This is a genomic window from Corynebacterium heidelbergense, from assembly GCF_028609845.1.
GTDB lineage: Bacteria > Actinomycetota > Actinomycetes > Mycobacteriales > Mycobacteriaceae > Corynebacterium > Corynebacterium heidelbergense.
Map to the genome: position 1 here is coordinate 1,046,671 of NZ_CP063191.1, position 21,411 is coordinate 1,068,081.

The 21,411-nt window shown below is 64.9% G+C and carries 19 protein-coding genes, 1 tRNA gene and 1 pseudogene; 11 read left to right on the forward strand and 10 right to left on the reverse strand.

The annotated features are described in order from the left end of the window. Positions 1-122 precede the first annotated feature (122 nt). The gene (locus tag CHEID_RS04600) at positions 123-767 is read left to right on the forward strand and encodes a DedA family protein (RefSeq protein ID WP_181645892.1); all 645 of its coding nucleotides are present in this window, start codon (positions 123-125) and stop codon (positions 765-767) included. A 66-nt stretch (positions 768-833) separates the two neighbouring features. Here CHEID_RS04600 and CHEID_RS04605 read toward each other — a convergent pair. The 3 genes from CHEID_RS04605 to CHEID_RS04615 all read right to left on the reverse strand — a co-directional run bounded on the left by CHEID_RS04605 (position 834) and on the right by CHEID_RS04615 (position 2,546). Beyond that, positions 834-910 (reverse strand) — tRNA-Pro (locus tag CHEID_RS04605). A gap of 150 nt (positions 911-1,060) precedes the next feature. After that, a complete protein-coding gene (rraA, locus tag CHEID_RS04610; protein ID WP_238599274.1) occupies positions 1,061-1,675 on the reverse strand; it encodes a ribonuclease E activity regulator RraA in 615 nt (204 codons plus the stop codon). 25 nt (positions 1,676-1,700) lie between these two features. Then, positions 1,701-2,546 carry an alpha/beta hydrolase family protein gene (locus CHEID_RS04615; protein ID WP_112769175.1) on the reverse strand — a complete coding sequence of 282 codons (846 nt, stop codon included), beginning with the start codon at positions 2,544-2,546 and terminating at the stop codon, positions 1,701-1,703. Positions 2,547-2,678: 132 nt separating this feature from the next. On the opposite strand from CHEID_RS04615, the gene secA2 reads away from it, so the two are divergent. From secA2 to CHEID_RS04635, 4 genes are all read left to right on the forward strand, one after another. Then, the gene (gene secA2, locus CHEID_RS04620) at positions 2,679-5,057 is read left to right on the forward strand and encodes an accessory Sec system translocase SecA2 (protein ID WP_112769176.1); all 2,379 of its coding nucleotides are present in this window, start codon (positions 2,679-2,681) and stop codon (positions 5,055-5,057) included. Between the two features lie 97 nt (positions 5,058-5,154). After that, entirely contained in the window at positions 5,155-5,589 is a 435-nt protein-coding gene (gene odhI / locus CHEID_RS04625) for an oxoglutarate dehydrogenase inhibitor Odhl (RefSeq protein ID WP_112769177.1), read from the forward strand. 5 nt (positions 5,590-5,594) lie between these two features. Next, positions 5,595-6,329 carry a transcriptional regulator FtsR gene (gene ftsR, locus CHEID_RS04630; protein WP_181645893.1) on the forward strand — a complete coding sequence of 245 codons (735 nt, stop codon included), beginning with the start codon at positions 5,595-5,597 and terminating at the stop codon, positions 6,327-6,329. A 305-nt stretch (positions 6,330-6,634) separates the two neighbouring features. Continuing rightward, positions 6,635-7,171, forward strand: coding sequence for a MerR family transcriptional regulator (locus tag CHEID_RS04635; protein ID WP_112769890.1), 537 nt, complete (start codon positions 6,635-6,637; stop codon positions 7,169-7,171). 48 nt (positions 7,172-7,219) lie between these two features. On the opposite strand, the gene CHEID_RS04640 is transcribed toward CHEID_RS04635, so the two are convergent. The 3 genes from CHEID_RS04640 to gndA all read right to left on the reverse strand — a co-directional run bounded on the left by CHEID_RS04640 (position 7,220) and on the right by gndA (position 11,470). Next, the gene (locus CHEID_RS04640) at positions 7,220-8,467 is read right to left on the reverse strand and encodes a vWA domain-containing protein (RefSeq protein ID WP_112769891.1); all 1,248 of its coding nucleotides are present in this window, start codon (positions 8,465-8,467) and stop codon (positions 7,220-7,222) included. 135 nt (positions 8,468-8,602) lie between these two features. Further along, entirely contained in the window at positions 8,603-9,697 is a 1,095-nt protein-coding gene (locus CHEID_RS04645; protein WP_112769898.1) for a DEAD/DEAH box helicase, read from the reverse strand. Between the two features lie 276 nt (positions 9,698-9,973). Beyond that, entirely contained in the window at positions 9,974-11,470 is a 1,497-nt protein-coding gene (gene gndA / locus CHEID_RS04650) for an NADP-dependent phosphogluconate dehydrogenase (RefSeq protein ID WP_112769892.1), read from the reverse strand. Positions 11,471-11,600: 130 nt separating this feature from the next. Here gndA and CHEID_RS04655 point away from each other — a divergent pair, with 130 nt between their 5' ends. After that, positions 11,601-12,119 carry a PaaI family thioesterase gene (locus CHEID_RS04655; protein WP_112769899.1) on the forward strand — a complete coding sequence of 173 codons (519 nt, stop codon included), beginning with the start codon at positions 11,601-11,603 and terminating at the stop codon, positions 12,117-12,119. Positions 12,120-12,186: 67 nt separating this feature from the next. Here CHEID_RS04655 and CHEID_RS04660 read toward each other — a convergent pair whose 3' ends face one another. Beyond that, on the reverse strand, positions 12,187-13,614 hold the full coding sequence (locus CHEID_RS04660) for an NAD(P)/FAD-dependent oxidoreductase (RefSeq protein ID WP_112769893.1): 1,428 nt from the start codon (positions 13,612-13,614) through the stop codon (positions 12,187-12,189). A 286-nt stretch (positions 13,615-13,900) separates the two neighbouring features. Between CHEID_RS04660 and CHEID_RS04665 the strand changes: the two genes are divergently transcribed. Beyond that, positions 13,901-15,175, forward strand: coding sequence for a cyclopropane-fatty-acyl-phospholipid synthase family protein (locus tag CHEID_RS04665; RefSeq protein WP_112769894.1), 1,275 nt, complete (start codon positions 13,901-13,903; stop codon positions 15,173-15,175). A 9-nt stretch (positions 15,176-15,184) separates the two neighbouring features. Here CHEID_RS04665 and CHEID_RS04670 read toward each other — a convergent pair whose 3' ends face one another. Next, positions 15,185-16,549 (reverse strand): MFS transporter, encoded by a 1,365-nt coding sequence (locus CHEID_RS04670; RefSeq protein ID WP_112769895.1) that lies wholly within the window; start codon positions 16,547-16,549, stop codon positions 15,185-15,187. A gap of 307 nt (positions 16,550-16,856) precedes the next feature. Here CHEID_RS04670 and CHEID_RS04675 point away from each other — a divergent pair, with 307 nt between their 5' ends. The 3 genes and pseudogenes from CHEID_RS04675 (at position 16,857) to CHEID_RS04685 (ending at position 19,880) form a co-directional block, all read left to right on the forward strand. Then, the gene (locus tag CHEID_RS04675) at positions 16,857-16,997 is read left to right on the forward strand and encodes a hypothetical protein (protein ID WP_181645934.1); all 141 of its coding nucleotides are present in this window, start codon (positions 16,857-16,859) and stop codon (positions 16,995-16,997) included. A 29-nt stretch (positions 16,998-17,026) separates the two neighbouring features. Further along, positions 17,027-18,491: pseudogene (locus CHEID_RS10550) on the forward strand (FAD-binding dehydrogenase); the annotation flags it as partial. Between the two features lie 159 nt (positions 18,492-18,650). Beyond that, positions 18,651-19,880 carry a YkvI family membrane protein gene (locus CHEID_RS04685; protein ID WP_112769896.1) on the forward strand — a complete coding sequence of 410 codons (1,230 nt, stop codon included), beginning with the start codon at positions 18,651-18,653 and terminating at the stop codon, positions 19,878-19,880. Here the strand turns inward: CHEID_RS04685 and CHEID_RS04690 are convergent. Together CHEID_RS04690 and CHEID_RS04695 are read right to left on the reverse strand one after the other, a co-directional pair. Beyond that, positions 19,877-20,371 carry a cytochrome P450 family protein gene (locus CHEID_RS04690; protein WP_112769897.1) on the reverse strand — a complete coding sequence of 165 codons (495 nt, stop codon included), beginning with the start codon at positions 20,369-20,371 and terminating at the stop codon, positions 19,877-19,879. The genes CHEID_RS04685 and CHEID_RS04690 overlap by 4 nt on opposite strands. A gap of 30 nt (positions 20,372-20,401) precedes the next feature. Then, positions 20,402-20,563 (reverse strand): hypothetical protein, encoded by a 162-nt coding sequence (locus CHEID_RS04695; protein WP_273661385.1) that lies wholly within the window; start codon positions 20,561-20,563, stop codon positions 20,402-20,404. A gap of 555 nt (positions 20,564-21,118) precedes the next feature. Here CHEID_RS04695 and CHEID_RS04700 point away from each other — a divergent pair. Continuing rightward, on the forward strand, positions 21,119-21,304 hold the full coding sequence (locus CHEID_RS04700; protein ID WP_112770358.1) for a beta-class phenol-soluble modulin: 186 nt from the start codon (positions 21,119-21,121) through the stop codon (positions 21,302-21,304). Positions 21,305-21,411 lie beyond the last annotated feature (107 nt).

Genomic DNA, 21,411 nt, shown 5'->3' on the forward strand with positions numbered 1-21,411 from the left:
CCGCACCGCCCCGTTGTAGACCTGAGTAAACCTTCCCCCGATAAGATCGTCCCCTGCGCGTATCTCACGCGCAATCGCTTCCCCACTGAGCTTCATCTCCGTTACGAAAGGCCCACCCCACCTTGAGCTTCCTAGACCACCTTCACCAGCTGACCGACCCCGAGGCCCTTTTGCAGGGGTTTGGGCCGTGGGTGCTGGTGGGCCTGGCCGTGATCGTCTTCATCGAATCCGGCGTGCTTTTCCCCTTCTTGCCCGGCGATTCCCTTCTGGTCACCGCGGCTATACTGCGCGACACCCTGGAGACGAACGTGTGGGCCATCATCACGGTCGCCATCACTGCCGCGGTGCTGGGTGATCAGGTCGGGTTCTTCCTTGGCCGTCGGTTCGGTCGTCGCCTGTTTAAGCCGAATGCCCGAATCCTCAAGCTGCGGCACTTGGAAGAAGCTGAGGAGTTTTTCGCCAAATACGGCCCGTTAGCCCTCGTGCTGGGCCGTTTCGTTCCCATCGTGCGGACCTATGTACCACTGGCAGCCGGAACCGCAGCGATGTCCTACCGCCGGTTTGTGGTGTGGAACATCAGCGGGGCCGTGTTCTGGGTGTTGTCTATGGTGGCCATTGGCGTGTTGCTCGGCGGGATCCCGGGAATCGCGCACTCCATCGACCTCATCATGCTCGTCGTCATCGTGATGTCCGTGTTACCCATGATCATCGCCGGGGTGCAGCGGCACCGGAAGCAAAAGCGCCTGGACCGAACGCCGTCCGCCTAAGCGGAGGCCGTCGCACACCGGCGACCACGCAAAAAAGGGGCCCCGAATTGGGGCCCCTTTTTCCTTTGGTCGGACTGACAGGATTTGAACCTGCGACCCCCACACCCCCAGTGTGGTGCGCTACCAAACTGCGCCACAGCCCGCCGCTATCGATCGACCCACCGGCGAAAACTCTTGGTTTCTGCCCGGCCCTGCCCTCGAAGCGCTTTAAAGACTACAACACGGGGATTCATCGCCCCTAATCGCCTGGCCACGCCGCAGAAATACAACTAGGTGCGCGTCCGCGCCCGCGGTTAACCCTGCTGCACCGGCTCCTCAGTCACAACGATCCCATCGCTATCGCAGTAGGCGATGTGCCTCGGGATGAAGTCCACCCCGCCGAAGCTCACCGTGATGTCACGCTCCCCGGACCCGGTCTTGCCGGACTTGCGGGGGTTGGTGCCGAGGGCCTTGCACCCGAAGGCCATGGTGCCGATTTCCTTGGCATCCCGGATGGCCCCGTTAACGATGACCCCAGCCCAGCCGTGGTCGCGGCCGAGCCCGGCGATGATGTCCCCCACCAGGGCGGTGTGCACGGAGGCTTCCCCGTCGATGACCAGCACGCCACCGGGGTTGTTTTCCCCTAGGACGCTCTTGAGCAGCGCGTTGTCCTGGAAGCACTTGACCGTGGTGATCGGCCCGCAGAATTCGATTTTGCCGCCGAGGTTGCGAAACTGCGTGTCGCAGGAGCGCACATCCTCACCGATGATGTCCACCAGGTCCGCGGTGGGGATGAACACGCAGGGGTTGTTGGCCGCCGGTGGGGTGCTACCCTCCGTGGCTTCCTGCTGGGCCTGTGGGTCCGGGACGGGGTTGAGCCCCATGCCGGGGGTGGAGGGGGCCGTGTGGTCTGTTCCGCTATTGCTCATATTTCCCAAGTCTAAACAGCTAGGGCTACAGGAGGGGCTCGGCCCACGTCGCGATGAGATCACCCACGCGCCGCCCGGCTTTCCGTCCGGTGAGAAGGTGATCCACCTCCGGCAAGGAGATCAGGGAAGCGGGCTGGTAGGCGGCGTCCCAAAGCCTCCGAGCGTCCCGGAAGGGCACGATGAGATCTTTCGGCGAGTGCAGCAACAGCAGATTGACCCCCCGCTCCCCAAGCTGCCGCAGGACCTCGGGGGAGTTATGCCGAGGCAGATCCTCCAACAGAGCCCGGCCGATTTTCACACCGCGACCGGGGAGCTGGACGGCCTGAATGTTCGGGTTGCGGACCATGATTCCCACGATGTCCGCGATGGTCACCGCAGCATGGGAGGGATCGAAGGGCGCTCCGATCGTCGCCACAGTTGTTATGGACGCCAATTCCATCGCGGCGCGCATCACCGCACTGCCCCCGAGGGAGTGGCCGATCAGCAGGCGCGGGGGCCGGTAGTTGGCCTCCAACCACCGCGCGGCGCTGACGATGTTCGCCGCATTCGAGCTCAGCGTGGTGCGGTGAAACTCACCCCCGGAATCGCCGAGGCCCGGGAAGTCGACCCGCAGGCACGCGATACCCCGTTCGGCCAGCGCGGTGGAGATCCGGGCCACCCCCGGGGAACGGCGGTTGCAGGTGAAGCAGTGAGCCGCGATGGCGATGGGGGGAGTGGGCCCGGAAAGATGCCGGGGAACGCCCGGGGGGATATCCAGGGTTCCCACCATGTCCACCGTTGGGCCCTCCGGGTCGGCCGGGTCTAGCACGGGGATGCGCACGTTCACGCTGCGGCGGCGGGGAACATGTGAGCTCGGTGTGGAATCGGCCATGTGCGGCGGGGCCTTCTTCGGGGTTGGGCTAACGTAGGTGGCTGATCAGATTCTCTTTAGCACCTTAGATGTACCCCACCCGGCATCACCGGGGCCACAGTGGGTGCAGGTGAAAGGACGGGTAGCGCAGCGATGGCAGCATTCGACTGGTTCTGGCGGGCAATGGGATCTTCCCCCACAAAGAATCAGAAGCAGAGCCGAGCCATCGTCGCCGGAGCCGGGGCCGAGCGTTACCGGGACGCGGAGGATGCCGAGTTGCGGGCGGCCGCGGCCGAGGCCGTGGACCAGCGGGAGATCGTCGATGGCGAGGTTGAGCGCGACGGCGGGATAGCGGATGCCCCCCAACTACTGGCGGCTCTGCGGGAGATCGCTCGGCGCAGCATCGACTTGGACCCCTTCGATGTGCAATTGCAGGGGACGGTGCGGTTGCTGGCCGGGGATGTCATCGAGATGGCCACCGGCGAGGGCAAGACGCTGTCCGGGGCGATGGCCGCGGCGGGCTTTGCGCTGCAGGGCAAGCGGGTGCACATCGTCACGGTCAACAGCTATCTGGCCCGGCGCGACGATGTCTGGATGGGGCCGATGTTCGACTTCCTGGGGCTATCCCACGGTGCTATCCACGAAGACCTGACGCCCGAGCAGCGCCGGGACGTCTACCGGCGCGACATTATTTTCGGCGCGATCAACGAAATTGGGTTCGACGTGCTGCGCGATCACCTCATCATCCGCCGGGAGGACGAGGTGCGCTCGCCGGCGGACGTAGCCATCATCGACGAGGCGGACTCCGTCATGGTGGACGAGGCCCTCGTGCCCCTCGTCCTCGCCGGGTCCGAGCCGGGGCCCGCCCCCATGAGCCGGATCACGGCACTGGTGAAATCGATGACCGAGGGGGTCCACTTCACCGTCTCCCCGGATCACCGCAGCGTCTTCCTTACCGACGACGGGGCCCATTTCGTCGAGCGGCATCTCGGGCTGGACTCGCTCTATGGCATAGCGGAGGAGCAGGGGGGACCCACGGGGAAGCAGAAGGCGGACGAAGGGGAGCAGCAGCCCGCGGGCCAGGTGCTGGTGCAGGTGAACGTCGCCTTGCATGCCGAGCACTTGCTGCAGCGCGATGTTCACTACATCGTCAGGGAGGGCAAGGTCGCTCTCATCGACAGCTCCCGGGGGCGCGTCGCCGATCTCCAGCGCTGGCCTGATGGCCTGCAGGCCGCGGTCGAGGCCAAGGAGGGCCTGCAGGTCACCGAGGGCGGGCGCATCCTCGACCAGATCACCATCCAGGCGCTGGTGGGCATGTATCCCGAGGTCTGCGGCATGACCGGCACGGCCCTAGCCGCCGGGGATCAGCTACGACAGTTCTACAACCTGTACGTCTCCGTCATTGAACCGAACGTGCCCACTCAACGCGAGGATGAACCGGACCGCGTGTACGCCACGGGGGAGGAGCGGGACCGAGCCGTCATCGAGCACATCGTGGAGGTGCAGGCCAGCGGGCAGCCCGTGCTGGTGGGAACCCAGGACGTTGCGGAGTCCGAGCGGATCGCCGACGATCTCACCCAAGCCGGGGTGGAGTGCGCGGTCCTCAACGCCAAGAATCACGATGCGGAGGCGAGGGTCATCGCCGAGGCCGGGCGGCCCGGCCGGGTCACCGTGTCCACCCAGATGGCCGGGCGCGGCACGGACATCAAACTTGGCGGCGCAGACGAATCCGAGCGCCGGGACGTGCTGGATCACGGGGGCCTGCGGGTCGTGGGAGTGGGTCGATTCCGCTCCCAGCGCCTGGATAACCAGTTGCGGGGACGCGCCGGGCGCCAGGGGGATCCCGGCTCCAGTGTGTTCTTTGTCTCCCTGGAGGACGACATGGTGGCCGTGGGCGGGGCCGGAAGCGAGCTGCGGGCCCAGCCCGAGGAGGACGGACTCATGCCCCACAAGCGGGTCCTGCAGTTCGTCGACCACTGCCAGCGGGTGACGGAGGGCCAGATGCTCGATATCCACGCCACTACCTGGAAATACAACAAGCTGATCACCGACCAGCGGGCCATCATTAACGAGCGCAGGCGCGTCCTGCTGGATACCGATGCCGCCTGGCAGGACCTCAGTTATCACGATGTGGATAAGGCCAAGGAACTCGAGGGTGATGGCGTCCCCGAAGATGTCTTGGAACAGGCGGCCAGAGAGATCATGCTCTACCACCTCGATCAGCACTGGAGCGACCACCTGGCCTACCTCGACGACATCCGGGAATCCATTCACCTGCGGGCCATTGCCCGGGAGTCCCCCGTCGACGAGTTCCACCGACTGTCCATCGCGGCTTTCGGGGAGCTGGCCGAGGCGGCCGTGCGGGATGCCCGGGAGACCTTCACTGCCGCGACCATCGACCACGGCGGTGCTCACCTGGATGGGCTGGGACTGAAGAAACCGTCTGCCACCTGGACATACATGGTCAACGACAACCCCCTCGCCGGAAGCGGGGGATCGGTGGTGGGATCCATCGCCCAGATGTTCCGGTAACAATCCGCCACCCCAGGACGTTGTCAGCGTTGCCCATGGCCCGGGGTAGTATGGTGTTCCAGTAATAACTTCTGACCGCCCTAGAGAGGACACTCACATGAGCGACAACGCCGGAACCCCGGAAGCCTCTGTTGAAACCACCTCGGTTTTTCGTGCAGACCTGCTGAAGGAGATGGAGTCCAGCGCACAGGCTGAAGCCTCCCCGTCCGGTGTGGAGGGCCTACCCGATGGCTCCGCACTGCTCGTTGTGAAGCGAGGACCGAATGCTGGATCCCGCTTTCTGCTCGACCAGGAGACGACCGCTGCGGGCCGCCACCCGGATAGCGACATTTTCCTGGATGATGTGACCGTGTCCCGTCGGCACGCCGAATTCCGCCGTAACGGCGAGGAGTACGAAGTGGTGGATGTGGGCAGCCTTAATGGCACCTACGTCAACCGGGAACCAACCAACAGCAGCACCTTGAGCAATGGGGACGAGATCCAGATCGGCAAGTTCCGCCTCGTCTTCCTGAACGGCGCTAAGGAAGCTTAAGCCCAGTGGCAGCGCAGGATAACGCGGCCCGGAAGAAGCCTATCCGGTCAGAAGTGGCGGGGACGGTGCTCCCCACGGCCTCCATTGGTGTCGTGCTCAAGCAACTGAAGGCGGACTTTCCGGATGTCACCGTGTCCAAGATCCGGTTCCTCGAATCGGAGGGGTTGATTTCGCCCCGGCGCAGCGATTCCGGGTACCGGCGGTTCTCGCGGGACGATATTTCCCGCCTGCGCTATATCCTTACGCTGCAGCGCGACAACTACCTGCCGCTCAAGGTCATTCGCGAGCAGCTTGAGGCCATCGATTCGGGGAAGGTTACCCCGGTGACCGCGAAGCAGCCGGTGGACGGTGCTCCCAGCCCCGATCAACTGCGGGCTAATGAGGTTCGACGGCTTACCCGCGCGGATGTGGGGGCTCGGGCTTCGGTGGCGGATTCTTTCGTGGGGACGTGCATCCGCATGGGCTTGATTGCCGCAGATCCCGCGGGCTTCTTCTCCATCGATGACGTTGCGGTGGTGCAGGTCTCCCATCGATTGACCGAATATGGCCTCGACGCCCGTCACCTCAAGTCGCTGATGACCATCGCCCATCGGCAGATGGACATGGTCGCCCGAGTTTCGGATCCTCTGGCTCATGCCAAGGATGAGAATGCCCGGCAGCGCGCGGACGAAACGGCCCGGGAAGTGAGTTCCCTGATCCTGACTCTCAACGCGGCGCTGGTGAAGGGCAATTTGAGCTAGCCGTTGCTCCGCGGCGGGGACCGGGGCAGGGGTGCATCCCCGGGGGGGGGGCTGCTTCGCGGACATTCTGTTAGCTTTCCGGTAAATCCCACGCGTGTTGTTACATATGTGTTCTTTGTGGCTGGTGATAAGGTTCAACCTGAACTTGAGGTTGACCGCTGCCGCGGTGAACCACAGGCCAGTTAAGCCAGTCAGTGGATGCCCGGCTTCGGGCCGTCTACTCTGGACGGAGTAAATAACAGGCGTGCCACTTTACGCAGCGGCCTCACGCGGCTAGCGCGCCCGGCATGGAGGAGACGGACCTCATGAAGACCCCCAGCAGCGAGCCTCAACAGGACGCGTTATTCGACGTGCACGGCCCGGATGATGAAGTGGGCTACCGAGTGCCCATCGCCTGCCAGGTTGCCGGTATCACTTATCGGCAGTTGGACTATTGGGCTCGCACCAACCTGGTGCAGCCGACTATCCGGGACGCTGCGGGGTCCGGTTCGCAGCGACTCTACTCCTTCCGGGACATCCTTGTTCTCAAGATCGTGAAGGGGCTGCTGGATACCGGCATCTCTCTGCAGAACATTCGCAAGGCCGTGGAAAAGCTGGAGAACCTGGGGGTGGACGATCTGTCCGGCATCACCCTCGTTTCTGACGGGACCACCGTGTACGAATGCCGCTCCGCCGAGGAAGTCATCGACTTGCTGAACGGGGGACAAGGCGTCTTCGGCATTGCAGTGCCGGGGTTGATGAAGGAGCTCACCGGCACGATTACGGCGTTTCCCGCGGAGAAGGTTAACCCTGACCCGGCCATCGACGAGCTGGCTGCACGGCGTCGGCGCCGAGCGGTGTAGCTACGGCGCCGCTGCCAATGCGGCCCACTAAGCCCCAACTGCGCCCGGCTAGGCGAGTGCCGCCGCCAGCCCCTCCTGCACATGCGGTGCGGCGGTATCCGGAACGGGATGGACAGCGCCGCCCGCGGCCCCGGCGAGTTGCTCGAGGGCGGGTCCATCCACCTGGTTGCCTACGGCCACCACGTCGAGCCGAACCGGGGCATCCCCGTGCATACGCTGCAGTTCAGCCACCGCGTTGGGCAGGTCTACTGTGCCGCCATCGTTGGGGCCATCGGTGATCAGCACAACTCGCTGCGCAGTTCCGTGGGCCTTGGCCTCTGCCACAGCGGCGTTATATGAGGCCAGGACGGATTGATAGGTGTGCGTCGCGCCGCCGACACCCAATTGTTTGAGAACCTCCGCGGAAGTGGACCCGTTGTCCCCCACGGAAATGTCCACGTTGTCCCGGAAGGGGGTCCGCGCCGAGCGGGAGAGCGGGGAGGAGTAGTTCCACAGCCCGACTGTGCCCCCGGCGCGGCCCACCGCAGTCATTTGCTGGGCCAGGGGTCCGCGCACATTGTCTAGGCGGGTGGCCGCCGGGTTGCCCTCCATGAGACCCATGGACCCTGAGGTATCCAGCAGGTAGGTCACCCCCGTGCGGGGCGCGAGTGCAAGCGGGCGCCCCGGATCGGCCGCAGGGGGTGTGGCGGCGGGCGCTGGGTTGGGGGCGTCCGGAAGAGGAACAACGCCTAAATCGGTGAGCGGGACGGTCTTCGCGCCCTGCCGGGACCCCGCGAACTGGGCGAAATCGGCGGCGGAGCGGGTGGCCTGCTCCGGGGCCTGACTGGCGGACCCGAGCAGCAGCAAGGGCGCGTCCTGACCGCTCACCTGGCCCAGGACCGGGGCATTCTGGCCATTGATGGCGATGGCGGAACCCTGAGCTGCGGCGACGGCGGCACGCGGGTCGGCCGGGACCCATGCGGGTGCCTTGACCCCCTGGTCCTCAAGGGTACGCATGGCTTCTTCGTCGGCGATGGGGGTGATGTGGGCGTTAACGCACTTGTCCTGCACCACCGGGCCCGTGCGGTTGTACTCGTTGGCCATTGTGCGGGCAGAATCGGCGAGTTGTGGCGCGGACCAGACCTCCAGGTCGTAGGAGCCTTCCGGGCAGGAGGTGGCGGCGAGGTCCTGGTCATTGCGGTGGGACACGATCGTCCAGGCGGCAAGGATTGCGCACAACACGAGGAAGGCAAGCAGGGCGAACCATACCCAAGGCGCTACTGCCTGTCGCCGCTTACCGGTGGCGTGCCGTCCCATCGGACCTCCCAAGAAACATGTGTCACACTAGCGGTCACCAGTGTAGTTCAGTGCCGTGCGCCACAGGCGAGGCAGCCAGAAGCGGGGGGGGGGAGCAGTAGCGCGACACCCCGGATAGAGGGCCGGGCCCACTTCCTAGGCCCGCTCGATGCGCGCCAGCAGATCCTTCGCGCTCACCCTCGCTGCCTGCGCCCCGGCCTTGTCGATGAGCTTTTGGGTCTCGGCCTCATTGTCCGGGTAACACAGCGTGACCACCACCCCGCTGGCCCCGGCGCGGGCGGTCCGGCCGGCGCGGTGCACATAGGCCTTGTGCTCGGCCGGCGGGTCCACATGGACGACGAGGTCCACGCCGGAGATGTCGATGCCCCGCGCGGCGATATCCGTGGCCACGAGGACGGTGGCCTCCCCGCTTGTGAAGGAATCCACCGCCCGCGTACGCGAACCCTGTCCCTTGTCCCCGTGCAGCGCGACGGCGGAGATTCCGGCGCGGACTAGTTTCTTGGCCTGCCGGTCCACCGCATGCTTCGTGCGCAGAAACATGATGACCTTCCCGGGTTGCCGGCCGAGCTGCAGCACCATGTCGTTGCGCTCGTCGCGGTCGGCCATCACCCCGAGCAGGTGGGTCATCGTGCCCACGTGTGCGGTCGGTTGCCCCGTGGAGTGGGTGACCGGATCGGTGAGGAAGCGCTTGACCAATACCTGCACGTCCCCGTCGAGCGTGGCGGAGAACAGCAGGTGCTGGGCCTTTGTGGGCACTCGCCTCAGCAGATCGGTCACCTGCGGTAGGAAGCCCATATCGGACATGTGGTCGGCCTCATCCACCGCGGAGATCTCCACCGCCCCGAGGTCCAGCGCGCGTTGTTGGATGAGATCGATGGCCCGTCCCGGGGTGGCCACGAGGATGTCGATGGGGCGATTCAGCAAATCCAGGTGCCGTTTGATTTTGACGCCACCAACAACAGCGCAGACCCGTTGCCCCATCGCCCCAGCCACCGGATCCAGTCGGTCGGCAATCTGCTGGGCCAATTCGCGGGTGGGAGCCAGGACTAAGCCCCGCGGCCGGTGGGCAACGCTAGCTCCCCCGGCAAGCCGCGCGATCATCGGCAGACCAAAGGTGAACGTCTTGCCGGAGCCGGTGGGTCCCCGGCCCAGGATGTCCCGCCCGGCCAGGGCGTCCGGTATGGCCGCGGCCTGAATGGGCAGAGCGCGCGTGATGCCCTGGGCCGCCAGTTCGTGGACGACGGGAACGGGGAGTTTGAGCTCGCCGAAGGTCGGCCCGGTCGGCGTGGGTTTCGTTGTTGCGGGCCGAGCGGCTGGGGAATTGTCGCGCCGAGGGGACGGGGCCTGCCGACGCGCGGAGGGGGCGGAACCCCCCGAGCGCTGCTGCTGCCCCCGGTTCGTCCCGCCGCGGCGGGGGGAGTTGCGCCGACGGGAGGAACCCCCGCGCTGGGAAGGTCCGCCGCTGCCAGGGGTGCCCTTGCCCCGGCCTTGGGGTGCCCGTGCCACTTAAGCCTCAACCTCGGTGCGATCGCCAGACCACAGCGTGTGGAAGGCCCCGGGCCGGTCTACGCGGCCATAGGTGTGGGCGCCGAAGTAATCCCGCTGGCCCTGGATAAGTGCAGCGGGCAACCGCTGGGCCCGCAGGGAGTCGTAGTAGGACAAGCTGGAGGAGAACACCGGGACGGGGTGGCCCTGCTGGGTTGCGGCGACGACGATGCGGCGCCAGGAGTCCATGAGGCCCTCCAGCTCGGAGTTGAAGTAAGGATCTAGCAGCAGAGATTCGAGCTTCGGGTTGGCGTGGTAGGCCTCTGCGATGCGGTTAAGGAACTTGGCGCGGATGATGCAGCCGCCGCGCCAGATGGTGGCCATGTCCTTCGGGTCGAGGTCCCACCCGTATTCGGCACTACCAGCCAGAATCTCGTCGAAGCCCTGGGCATAGGCCACCAGCTTGGAGGCGTAGAGGGCGCGCCGGACATCTTCGACGAAGGCCTCGCGATCCTCTCGGGCCACTGCGGGGGACAGTTGGCCGGAGGGAAGCTGGCCCTGTGCCGCTTGGCGCTGGGAGGTGGCACTCGACAGGGCTCGGGCGAACACGGCCTCGCCAATGCCGGTGACGGGGACTCCCAGATCCAGGGCGGCCTTCACAGTCCACCGGCCGGTGCCTTTCTGCCCCGCAGCGTCAACGATGAGGTCCACAAGGGGAGCATTGGTATCCGCATCCACCTGGGCGAGGACCTCGGCGGTGATTTCCACGAGGTAGCTTTCCAGGTCGCCCTTGTTCCATTCCCGGAATACCGCTGCGATATCCGCCGGGCTCATCCCTGCGCCGTAGCGCAGCAGTTGGTAGGCCTCGCCGATGACCTGCATGTCGGCGTATTCGATGCCGTTGTGCACCATCTTGACGAAGTGTCCCGCCCCGTCGGGGCCGATGTGGGTGCAGCAGGGGGTGCCGTCCACCTTGGCGGAGATGGATTCCAGCAGGGGGCCCAGGGATTCATAGGATTCGGCGGGGCCGCCGGGCATGATCGCGGGCCCGTTGAGGGCACCCTCCTCGCCGCCGGAGATACCCGCGCCCACGAAGTGGAGCCCGCGTGCGCGGATGTCCGTTTCGCGGCGGATCGTATCGGTGTAAAGAGCGTTGCCGCCATCGATAATGATGTCCCCCGGCTCCATGGCATCCGCAAGCTGGTTGATCACCGCATCTGTCCCGGCACCGGCCTGAACCATGATGAGAGCGCGGCGCGGGCGTTCCAGGGAGGCGACAAAGTCCTGGATGGTCTCGGCGGGGACGAAGGAGCCGGTCTGGCCGAAGTCCGCCATGAACTTCTCGGTCTTCGCGGCGGTGCGGTTGTATACGGCGACGGTGTGGCCGTGGTTAGCAAAGTTGCGGGCGATGTTGGAGCCCATGACGGCGAGTCCCACAACCCCGATCTGCGCCGTGGCTTCATTGGTGGTGGCGGAAGGGCTGGGATCGGCAGCAGAGGCTGCGGGGGTCTTAGTCATGGTTTTCCATTCTACAAAAGGGGGGTTTGGCTAGGCTGAGGTCTCAGAAGACCCGCGGGATGGGCCAGAGAGCTGCCAATCGCGCGAGCTTAAGGAGACGAGCAGAAGAAAGGGATCGGTGGGCACCTTCATGTCGACAACATCAGACAACGCCACCGCTGACGATTCCGAGCGGGGCGCAGAGATCGTGCTGCAGTTCCTCGAGCTGGGCCGGACCGCCACCGAGCGGCCGCTATCCGAGGAAGAATTGGGCACCGTCAATGAATTCCTCCGGTTGCACCCGTCCCTGGACCGCAGCCTGGGCGTGACATACCTGGCGGTGGAGCCGCAGCGGATGGTCATCCGCCTGGAGGTGACAGAGGCCCACCAGCAACCATGGGGGGTGACGAATGGCGGCGTTTATGCCTGCCTGGGGGAAACCGCCGCATCAATGGCGAGTTTCGTGGCCGCCGGTGCGCAGACCCCGGTGATGGGGACGAGCAATAAGACGGATTTCCTGCGCCCGACCCGCCCAGGGGACGTCATCGTCTCCACGGCCACGCCGGAGCACGTGGGGCGCACCAGCCATCTGTGGCGCGTGGAGCACCGCGCGGAGGCCACTGGCAAGTTGTGTGCCTTGACCTACCTCAAAACCACGGTCCAGGGGTAGCTCCCACCCGTACAGTCGCGGCGAGCCCCCGGGCGCGGTGGTGCTCTTCAGGTCGCGGCTGGGGGGCCTAGTCAGCGATCGCCCGGGTATCTCGGCCCTCGCCGAAGCGGAGGTTGTCGCGCACCTCGATGGAGCGTACGCCTTCCGAATCCTCCATCGCCTGCAGCTTCTTCAGGGCGTTGCGCGCGTGCAACTGCTGGCGGGTGGCCACGAGCTGCCACCGGCGCCGCGAGAGCACGTTCAGCCCCCAGCTGAACGCCGCGACGAGCCGGTTGCGGAACCCAACAAGGTACAGCAGATGCAGCACGAGCCACATGAGCCAGCCCATGAACCCGGAGACTTCGGCCCTGTTGAGCTTGACCACTCCGGAGAAGCGGGAAACGATGGCCATCGAACCCTTGTCGAAGTAGTCAAAGGGGGCGCGTGCCTCCGGGCTGGCACCGTTTTCCACCTCGTCCCGGATGACCTTGGCGGCGTACTGGCCGCCCTGTATGGCCACCTGGGCCACGCCCGGCAACCCGTCCAGGTTGATCATGTCCCCGACCACGAAGACGTTGCGGTGCTCGCCGACCGTAAGGTCCTTGTTCACCTTCACCCGGCCCGCGCGGTCCACTTCCGCACCAGCCTGTTCCGCGATGTGCTTGCCCAGCGGGGACGCGGCAACGCCGGCAGACCAGATCTTGGCGTAGGAGGGGATGAAGGTCTCCTCCTCGGTCTTCATGTCCTTGTAGGTCACGCCGTTCTTATCCACGTTGGTGACCATGGAGTTGAGCACAACCTCCACGCCCAGCTCCTCGAGCCGCTGAGCGGCGCGGCGACCGAGGCGCTTGCCGAAGGGCATGAGCACCTGGGGTCCGCCGTCGATGAGGATGATGCGCGCGTCGTTGGTGCTGATCTCGCGGAATTCTTCCTTCAGCGTGCGGTGGGCCATTTCGGCAAGCTGGCCGGCGAGCTCCACGCCGGTGGGGCCGGCGCCCACGACAACGAGGTTGAGTAGACGGCGGCGTTCTTCCGGATCGTCGGTGATCTCAGCGCGTTCAAAGGCGCCGGTGACGCGGGCTCGGATCTCCAACGCATCGTCCACGGTCTTCATACCGGGGGCGAACTCCGCAAAGTGCTCATTGCCGAAGTAGGACTGACCCGCCCCGGCTGCGACGATCAGAGAGTCGTAGACCAGCACCTCATCCTTGCCGCCGAGGTCTGCGGTGACGGTCTGCTGGGCGACGTCGATGTTGCGTACTTCGCCCTTGACAACGCGGATGTTCTCCTGGTCCGCGACGATCTGGCGGATGGCGGGGGCGATTTCGCCCTCGGAGAGGATGCCGGTGGCTACCTGGTACAGCAGGGGCTGGAAGAGATGGTGGTTGGTGCGATCCACGATAGTGACCGCAACGTCGGAGCCCTTGAACTTCTTGGCCGCAAACAGGCCGCCGAAGCCGGCGCCGATGATAACTACGTGGTGGCGACCGTTTGCAGGACGGTATGGGGTGGTCATGCGGGGGTGCTCCTTGAAAGTCGTTCGTCGGTACTGCGCGTCGGTGGGCAGCTGGCGCAATGCTGTCCCATGTTAGTTCCCGGTGGGCGGCTCCACATCTTGCAGGGGGGTTAGGCGCCCTATGTAAGCGCGAATTGCCGTGGTCTTGCAGCCTTTTCGGCGCTGCCTGCCGAGTCTTCGGGGCGGCGGCGGGTAGGTTGGGGGCGCTGAATGCAAGCCCGCCTGGCTGGGAGGGGGCGGCGGGCGGCAGTTATGTCCACGCAACGAGTAGTTGGCAGGAGCCGCGATGGCTGATCGTTACATTGACGCTGATCGGTGGCCAGGGTTGTGCGCCCCCGTGCGTTCGCGGTTTCAGACCCGGCGGGCGCGCGAGGTCACCCAGCGCTTGGAGGATTTGCTGGGTTCCCACGGCATCGGCGTGGACCCCGGCCAGGTGCCCTTCTTTGATGTGCGCGATGGCCAGGCGTTAGATCGGGTCACTGCGGCGGGTTGGTTGGGCCTGGCGGAGGGGTATATGGCGGGGGAGTGGGCTGCCGAGCCGCTGCCGGATGTTCTGGCGGCCATTGTGGACCAACCTCTGCAGACCCGGAGGTCCGAGGTCCTTGGGGGGGTGGCCTCTCGGCGGAAGCGCCAGGAATTTGGGACGCCCACGCCCGGAGAACTGCCCGAAGGATTAGTGGAGCTCTATGCCGGGGATACCCGCGCAACGGGGGGAGCGGTTTTCGCCTCCGGTGCTCACACCACAGAGACGCAAGTGGTCCGCGTGGGGGAGGACTCCTATCCAGTGGACGTGACCTGGCACGGCACCCCGGATCCGGTGGAGCGGCGGGACCTCGATGACGCGCAGCGGCGGCGGATTGAGCTGATGCTCGACGATGCCGGGGTCCGCCCGGGCGATCGGGTTCTTGAGTTGCCCAGCAGTGGGGGCATGCTGGCCATTCAGGCGGCCCGGCGGGGTGCTTCCGTGGACGTCATCACGGGCGACGAGGAGCATGCGCAAGCTGTTGTTTCCCGGATAAACGCCGCCGGAGTCGCCGGGGGTGTGCGGGTGGAAGTGATCGACGCAGTGGTGCCTTCGCCGCGTCAGTGGTCTGGGCGCTACGAGGCCATTTTCGCGGTGGAGCGGGTTGAGACCATGGGAGACCAGGGGGTGCGGCGCTACCTGCGGGCCGTGGACAGAATGCTCACGGGCCAGGGGCGGGCGGTAGTGCAGATGCTGGTGCTCACTGAGGATGCGCCTGAGTACGTTAGCGAAACCCTCGACGTGATGCGGGCCTACGTGTGGCCGGGACTGCACTATCCCACTGTGGCGGAGGTGCGGGAGACGGCTGTGAAGTACACCGGGTTGAGGGTGGGGGCGCAGCGCCACCTCGGGGCCCACTACCGGGCCACTGTCCCGTTGTGGCGCGCCAACTTCGCGGCAGCCGGCAGGCAAGCCGCAGCCGCCGGGTTCGACGCAGTATTCCGGCGGCTGTGGGACTATCAGTTGGCCTTCCACGAGGCCTTGGTCCAGCGGGGCTTTGTGGATTGCGTGGAGTTTACGTTTCTGCCGCGGGAGTAGACCCCGGGACTAGACCTCGTGCATGTCGACGTGTCGCGTTTCCGGCATGCAGACGATGGCCACGAGGCTGATGAGCGTGACAACGGCGAGGTAGGCGCCCACGCTGCCCACGCCCACCGTGGACACAAGGGCGGTGGCGATGAAGGGGGCCACCGCCGCGCCGAGGATGGAGGCGAGGTTGTAGGAGATGCCCGAGCCGGTGTAGCGCACGTTGGTGGGGAACATCTCCGGAAGGACTGCGGACATGGGGCCGAACATGAGCCCCATGATGAACATCCCGATCGCCAGCCAGATGCCCACTCCCAGCTGGGTGGCCACGTCCTGGTTCAGTGCGAAACCGAAGGACAGGGAGTACAGCAGCATCAACGCGGAGATGATGATGAGGTAGCGCTTGCGCCCGATGCGGTCGGCGAGGCGACCGGAGATGGGCACACCAATAGCGAAGAATACGACCGTGATCAACTGGATCTGCAGGAAGTCCACATAGGGGATGCCCAGCCCGCGCGTTTTTCCGGGATTGGCCAGTGCATAGGACAGGATCCACGTGGTGACTAGGTAGAACAGCGTGTAGCAGGAGATCATCACGAAGGTGCCCAGCACTAGCGGGCGCCAGGCGTTCGCAACCACCTTGAACAGCGGTACTTCTACCTTTTTGCCTTGGTCTACGGCGCGCTGGAAGACGGGCGTCTCCTCCAATTTGAAGCGCGCATACAAGCCGACCGCCACCATGATGGCGGAGAGCAAGAAGGGAATCCGCCAGCCCCATTCCATGAAAGAACCGGTGGTCTGACCGTTCTTGTGCCCCAGGGCCAGCACGAGGATAAGGAAGAGCCCGTTGGCGAGGATGAACCCGAAGGGGGCGCCCAACTGGGGCCACATGGCGGCCCGGGCGCGCTTGCCCGGCGCGGCGTTCTCGGTCGCAAGCAGCGCGGCCCCGGACCACTCCCCGCCGAGGCCGAGCCCCTGCGCGAAGCGCATGAGTGCCAGCAGAGCGGGGGCGATAATGCCCACGGCCCCGTAGGTGGGTAGCAGGCCGATGAGGAAGGTCGCGATACCCATGGTCAGAAGGGAGGCGACGAGGGTCACCTTGCGGCCCAACCGGTCCCCGTAGTGGCCGAAGAGAATGGAACCCAAGGGGCGGGCGATGAAGGCCAGCCCGAAGGTGGCGAAGGAGGCCAGGAGGTTAACGGTGGGGTCCTCGTTCTTCGGGAAGAACAGGAACGGGAACACAGTCACCGCAGCGGCGGCGTAGGCGTAGAAATCGAAGAATTCGATGGTCGTTCCGACGGTGGATGCCCAGATGACGCGGCGTCGGGTTTGCTTGTCATCGAGGGGCACGGCCGCGGGGGCATTAGCGGGGAGGTCAAGGGTCATAGCCGTAGAAACAACGTCCTCTCGGGCAGTCAATCCAGCCGGGATTGTCTCACAATGTGAAATGAGCGTCCCAACAGTTAGCACAATCGCGTCAACCATAGGCGAGTGCCCGCTCTGATGACAATCAGTGTCCGCCCATCGACGAGGGGTGGGGGTGTTGAGGAGTCCCGCAGCGATTGCGCGGGGCAGACGGGGGAATTTTCGGAAACGGTACCCACGTGCCACTCAGGTGGGCTTGGGTGGGTGCCACAGCCGCCGACGACAGCGCGACGCCGCCGACCACTGCCAAAGGAGGGCACCCCAGCTCATGAGCCCGCACTCCCCAGCCAGCCTCGGTAATCCAGCCAGCCGCGTTAACCCCACCAGCCCACACAGCTCCGCGGGCACGACAGGTCCGGGCGGTTTCCACCCGGACGTCATTGTGATCGGGCGGGCCTGGCGGGACTGATGCAATAGCGCCAACTTCGACACCGGCCCCGGGAGTACGTTCGCTTCGCCGCCCACGATAAGCGCCGGTACCTGCGCAACCTCGGGCTGCGGGTTTTGCCCACTGTCGGGTGGGCAGAGCGCGGCAGTGGGCAGGCCTCCGGCCACGGTAATTCCGTGTCAAGGTTCCACCTGACCTGGGGGACGGGCCCGGAGGTGGTCCGCGTCTTCGCCGAACCCCTGGCCACCGCTGAACAGGCGGGTACGGTCCGTTACGCCTTCCGCCACCGGGTGGACGAGGTGATCACGGAGGTACACGACGGTCAGGCGAGGGTGGTGGGCGTGTGCGGAGCGCGTCTGGAGGAGTGCGGCAGCGCCCGGGGCCAGCGCAGCTCCCGCCGTCAAGTGGGGCAGTTCGAGTACCGCGCCGCGGCGACAGTGGTGGACAGCGGGGGCGTGGGTGGGAATCTGGACCTGGTTCGCCGGTTTTGGCCTACGCAGCGATGGGGCCAGCCCCCGCAAGACATGGTGTGCGGGGTGCCGGCCCACGTGGATGGGCGGATGTTGGAGATCGCGGAGTGTTCGGGGGCGAGCCTCCTCAACACCGATCGGATGTGGCACTACCCGGAGGGCATGCTCAATTGAGATTCCATCTGGCCCATGCATGGGATTCGGATTCTTCCCGGTCCCTCGTCTTTTTGGGTGGACGCCACCGGCCAGCGCCTGCCGAGCCACATCATTCCCGGGGGAGACAACCTGTGGCGGGTTTGGCCCATGTGGGACGCAGCGGCCATGGCTACAGTTGGTTCATTTCGAACCAAACCATCGCGGATCAGGAGTTCATGTTCTCCGGTTCGGAGCAAAATCCGGACCTCACTGACAAGAGTTTGCGCGAACTGGCCGGAAAACTCGGCAAGCAAACCCACGTTTCCGTGCGCAATTTCATGGATCACGGCGCCGACTGGGTGATCGCCCACGATTTAGGCGCTTCGGTGGAGGGGATGAATGACCTCGTCCGGCGGGATGGGGCGAGCCATTCGGCCGATGATCCCGGGGGGGCTCAGGGGTGCTTATCGACGCCGCTAACCTCCGACGCCAGATGGAGGACCGAGATAGCCAAATAGACAATCGGTTCGCCAAGGATTACCAGGTCAACTACATCCGCATGGCGCGCGGATTTCTGGGGGATAGGATCGTGCGCTGCGCCCCGCCCCACAAATTGCTGGACCCGGCCCACGGGCCTCTCATACACGGGCCTCCCATAGCGGTGCGTATCCGCATCCTCACCCGCAAAACGTTGGGGGGCTTGCAGACGGATCTTGCCGGCCGGTGCCTCACGGCAGAGGGTCGAGTGCTCCCCGGGTTGTACGCCGCCGGGGAGGTTAGCGGTTTCGGCGGTGGCGGTATGCACGGACACAACGCCCTAGAAGGTACCTTCCTTGGGGGGCGCATTCATTCCGGCAAGCGGGTCGGGGAGGTCCTCGGGTTGCATGTGGGCAAGGGTTCCGTGTTGTGATTCTGCACTGCTTCCGTAACCTATAAACAGCGAGCCGCCGTTAGCCAGAGCTTCCGGACGCTGTAGAGAATCGTTTCGCCCGGTGGAGCATTTCGTCCGGCGGCGCTTGATTCCCCCTGACCGCTGCCGACCCCTGGAAAGAGACGGCTTTTAGCCATCATGTCCTTTAGCAGAACGCTTAAGATATCCCTGTCCTTCGTGGGCTTGCTCGTGGGAGCGGGTTTCGCCACTGGCCAGGAGGTGGTGCAATACTTCATCTCCTTTGGCATGTGGGGCATAGTCGGCGCGGTCGTGGCCGGTGTGGTGATGACGCTCACCGGCGCAGTGATTTTGCAGCTAGGTAGCTACTTTCTGGCGGATGAACACAACATGGTGTTCCGCAATGTCTCCCACCCCGTCGTCTCGCGCATTCTCGATATCTCCGTGAGCATCACCCTGTTCGCTATCGGGTTTGTCATGTTCGCCGGCGCCGGGGCTAACTTGCACCAGCAGTACGGGCTCCCCACGTGGATCGGGGCGGGCATCATGCTGGGGCTCGTCATGGTCACGGGGCTTATGAACGTGGACAAGGTTTCCCGGGTCATCAGCTCGGTAACGCCGCTGATCATCCTTGCCGTGATCTTCGCTTTTGCGTACACCATGTTCCACCTGCCGGAGAATTTCTCGCAGCTCTCCGACCTCGCCGCTGGCCAGCAATCCCCGGTAAGCCCCTGGCTGCTGTCTGCCTTCAACTACAACGGGCTGGCTCTCATGCTCGGTGTCTCCATGTGCCTTGTCATCGGGGGAAACCACGCCAACCCCAAGGAGGCCCTCCTCGGGGGCCTCAGCGGCGGGATCCTTTACACCGTCATGCTCATCATGGCGGCCGTGACTTTGCTGTTGAATTTCGATACGGTGCAGGATTCCAAGGTGCCGATGCTGCAACTGTTCGCCAGCATCCACCCAATCCTGGGCCACGTCATGGTGTGGATCATCTTCCTCATGATCTACAACACCGCCATTGGCATGTTCTACGCCCTGGGCCAGCGGCTCGCGGTGAACAAGCGCAATCGCTACGTGCCCATCTTCCTCATCACGTGCCTCCTGGGGTACGCGGTGAGCTTCCTGGGCTTCGAGAAGCTCATGGAGGTTGTCTACCCGATCCTCGGTTACCTCGGCCTGTTCCTCGTCGCCGTGCTGGTCATCTGGTGGGTGCGCTCCCGCGGCGAGATCAAGGAGGAGACCTCGCGGCGCCAACGCCTGTTCCATCTGGAGTACAAGCGCCAGAACCCCCAGGAGGAGTTTGGCGCTGAGGAGAAGCGCGAGGTGGACAAGATCGCCGAGGAGTCCAACGTGGACAACGAAGAGCTCACCGATGCGGTCAGCTCCGAGGTGGACCCGAAGGCCTAGTCGGCTACGTACTCCACGCGTACTCCCGTGCTGGGGCGGGTGAGCATGGTCGTCCACGTGAAGGTCGTGTCCTCTGCGTCAGGCGAAATCCGGATGCGCGGGTCAGAAAGTAAGGCCTCCGGAATGTCGTGGAGCTGGCCACCGGCGTTGTCCACTGCGGCGTGGATGTGCTGGGCCCACTGCGGGTGCTCCACGAGGGCCGCGGCAGCGAATGCCGCGAAGCGAGCCACGGCCACGGTGGGGCGGGTCAGGTTCTGCAGTTCGATACCCGCGGTCTTGGCATCGACGACGTGCTCGTGCTCGTCGCGAAGATCCGCCATGTTCTGGACCACGGAGTCCTGGTCCACGTTGAACGAGCCAGTGCGCACCCCTTCGATGAGCGCGGTTGCCCAGCGGTCCAGGCTGAACCGGTCCCACCATGCGGAGGGGTTGGTGGAGGGCTGCCCGAAGGCGTCCAGCAGGTGGCTCATCTGGCGGGCACGGCGGTCCATATCCGCAGCGCTGATGGGGAGACCTGCCCATCAAAAGGCCGCTCGACCGAACGCTAGGGAGGTGGTGTCGTACACATTGGTGGGCATGGCGGGATTGGCAACGGACCAGGCGCGGACCATCGTGAGCACCTCCTCGGCGACGATGCCCTTGAACGCGGCGACGTGGGAGTCCTCGTAGGCCATGTCCGCCATCTGGGCCTTGCGGGTGCGGGAGGCGAAGAGGTACCCATCCTTAAGGAGGTTCGCCGCGCGCTCGAGGGAAAGGCGCGGTGTGGGGTGGGTGGGGGTGTGAACATGGGGGAGAGTCTCGATCCGATAGGTGGTGGGTATCTGCGGTGAATTTTGCCTACAGGGTGGCGTTCTATAGGCCCCCCACACATAGGGGATGCAGTGTGGTTCAGGTCATAGGAGATGGTGCCCGCTTGAAAAGCCCAATATTTGCCAGGTGGAAAGTATTGGAAAACAAAGTAGGGTCCGGTTGCTTTCTCTGCTTCAGGGGAAATACCCCCGGAAAGGGGTGGTTCAAGAAAAAGTTTGCTGAACCTGTAACACCGATGAATTCGCAGTTCAGTAGGCATTTTCAGGGGGCATGGGTCGGGTCTGGGCAGAAACTGACCGCCTCTACCTGTTGCCGGCCCACATGGGCCTCCATAAGCTTTCCCTTCGGACGGCAGCGCTAGAACACGTGATTGCCTGACTGCACATATCCTGCGTCTAAAAGGCGCCTGTTGAGAGGAAATTCCAACAATGATCGACGCTCTTGTGAACCTGGGTGGATCCATCGTGGACATCGTGAAGTCTGCAATTGAGGGCGACTGGGGTGCGCTGGCCAAGGCCATCCTCGGCACCGTGGGCAACACCGTGGAGCTCGGCTCCTCCGCCATCGATGGCTCCTCCGCTGGTGGCGACGCTGCCGCAGCGGCTGGCGAGTAAGCCATCCGCGTAGTCATCTGAAACCCGCTGTCAGGACTCTGACAGCGGGTTTTTGCTATGCCCCCGGAGAGGGCGACCGCTGACGGTCGCCTAGGACCCTTCCCCCA

Coding starts and splice junctions, on each gene's coding strand:
- rraA (WP_238599274.1), bottom strand. CDS start 1,675: ATGAGCAATAGCGGAACAGACCACACGGCCCCCTCCACCCCCGGCATG.
- CHEID_RS04615 (WP_112769175.1), bottom strand. CDS start 2,546: ATGGCCGATTCCACACCGAGCTCACATGTTCCCCGCCGCCGCAGCGTG.
- secA2 (WP_112769176.1), top strand. CDS start 2,679: ATGGCAGCATTCGACTGGTTCTGGCGGGCAATGGGATCTTCCCCCACA.
- odhI (WP_112769177.1), top strand. CDS start 5,155: ATGAGCGACAACGCCGGAACCCCGGAAGCCTCTGTTGAAACCACCTCG.
- CHEID_RS04635 (WP_112769890.1), top strand. CDS start 6,635: ATGAAGACCCCCAGCAGCGAGCCTCAACAGGACGCGTTATTCGACGTG.
- CHEID_RS04640 (WP_112769891.1), bottom strand. CDS start 8,467: ATGGGACGGCACGCCACCGGTAAGCGGCGACAGGCAGTAGCGCCTTGG.
- gndA (WP_112769892.1), bottom strand. CDS start 11,470: ATGACTAAGACCCCCGCAGCCTCTGCTGCCGATCCCAGCCCTTCCGCC.
- CHEID_RS04655 (WP_112769899.1), top strand. CDS start 11,601: ATGTCGACAACATCAGACAACGCCACCGCTGACGATTCCGAGCGGGGC.
- CHEID_RS04660 (WP_112769893.1), bottom strand. CDS start 13,614: ATGACCACCCCATACCGTCCTGCAAACGGTCGCCACCACGTAGTTATC.
- CHEID_RS04665 (WP_112769894.1), top strand. CDS start 13,901: ATGGCTGATCGTTACATTGACGCTGATCGGTGGCCAGGGTTGTGCGCC.
- CHEID_RS04670 (WP_112769895.1), bottom strand. CDS start 16,549: ATGACCCTTGACCTCCCCGCTAATGCCCCCGCGGCCGTGCCCCTCGAT.
- CHEID_RS04675 (WP_181645934.1), top strand. CDS start 16,857: ATGAGCCCGCACTCCCCAGCCAGCCTCGGTAATCCAGCCAGCCGCGTT.
- CHEID_RS04685 (WP_112769896.1), top strand. CDS start 18,651: ATGTCCTTTAGCAGAACGCTTAAGATATCCCTGTCCTTCGTGGGCTTG.
- CHEID_RS04690 (WP_112769897.1), bottom strand. CDS start 20,371: ATGGACCGCCGTGCCCGCCAGATGAGCCACCTGCTGGACGCCTTCGGG.
- CHEID_RS04695 (WP_273661385.1), bottom strand. CDS start 20,563: ATGGCGGACATGGCCTACGAGGACTCCCACGTCGCCGCGTTCAAGGGC.
- CHEID_RS04700 (WP_112770358.1), top strand. CDS start 21,119: ATGATCGACGCTCTTGTGAACCTGGGTGGATCCATCGTGGACATCGTG.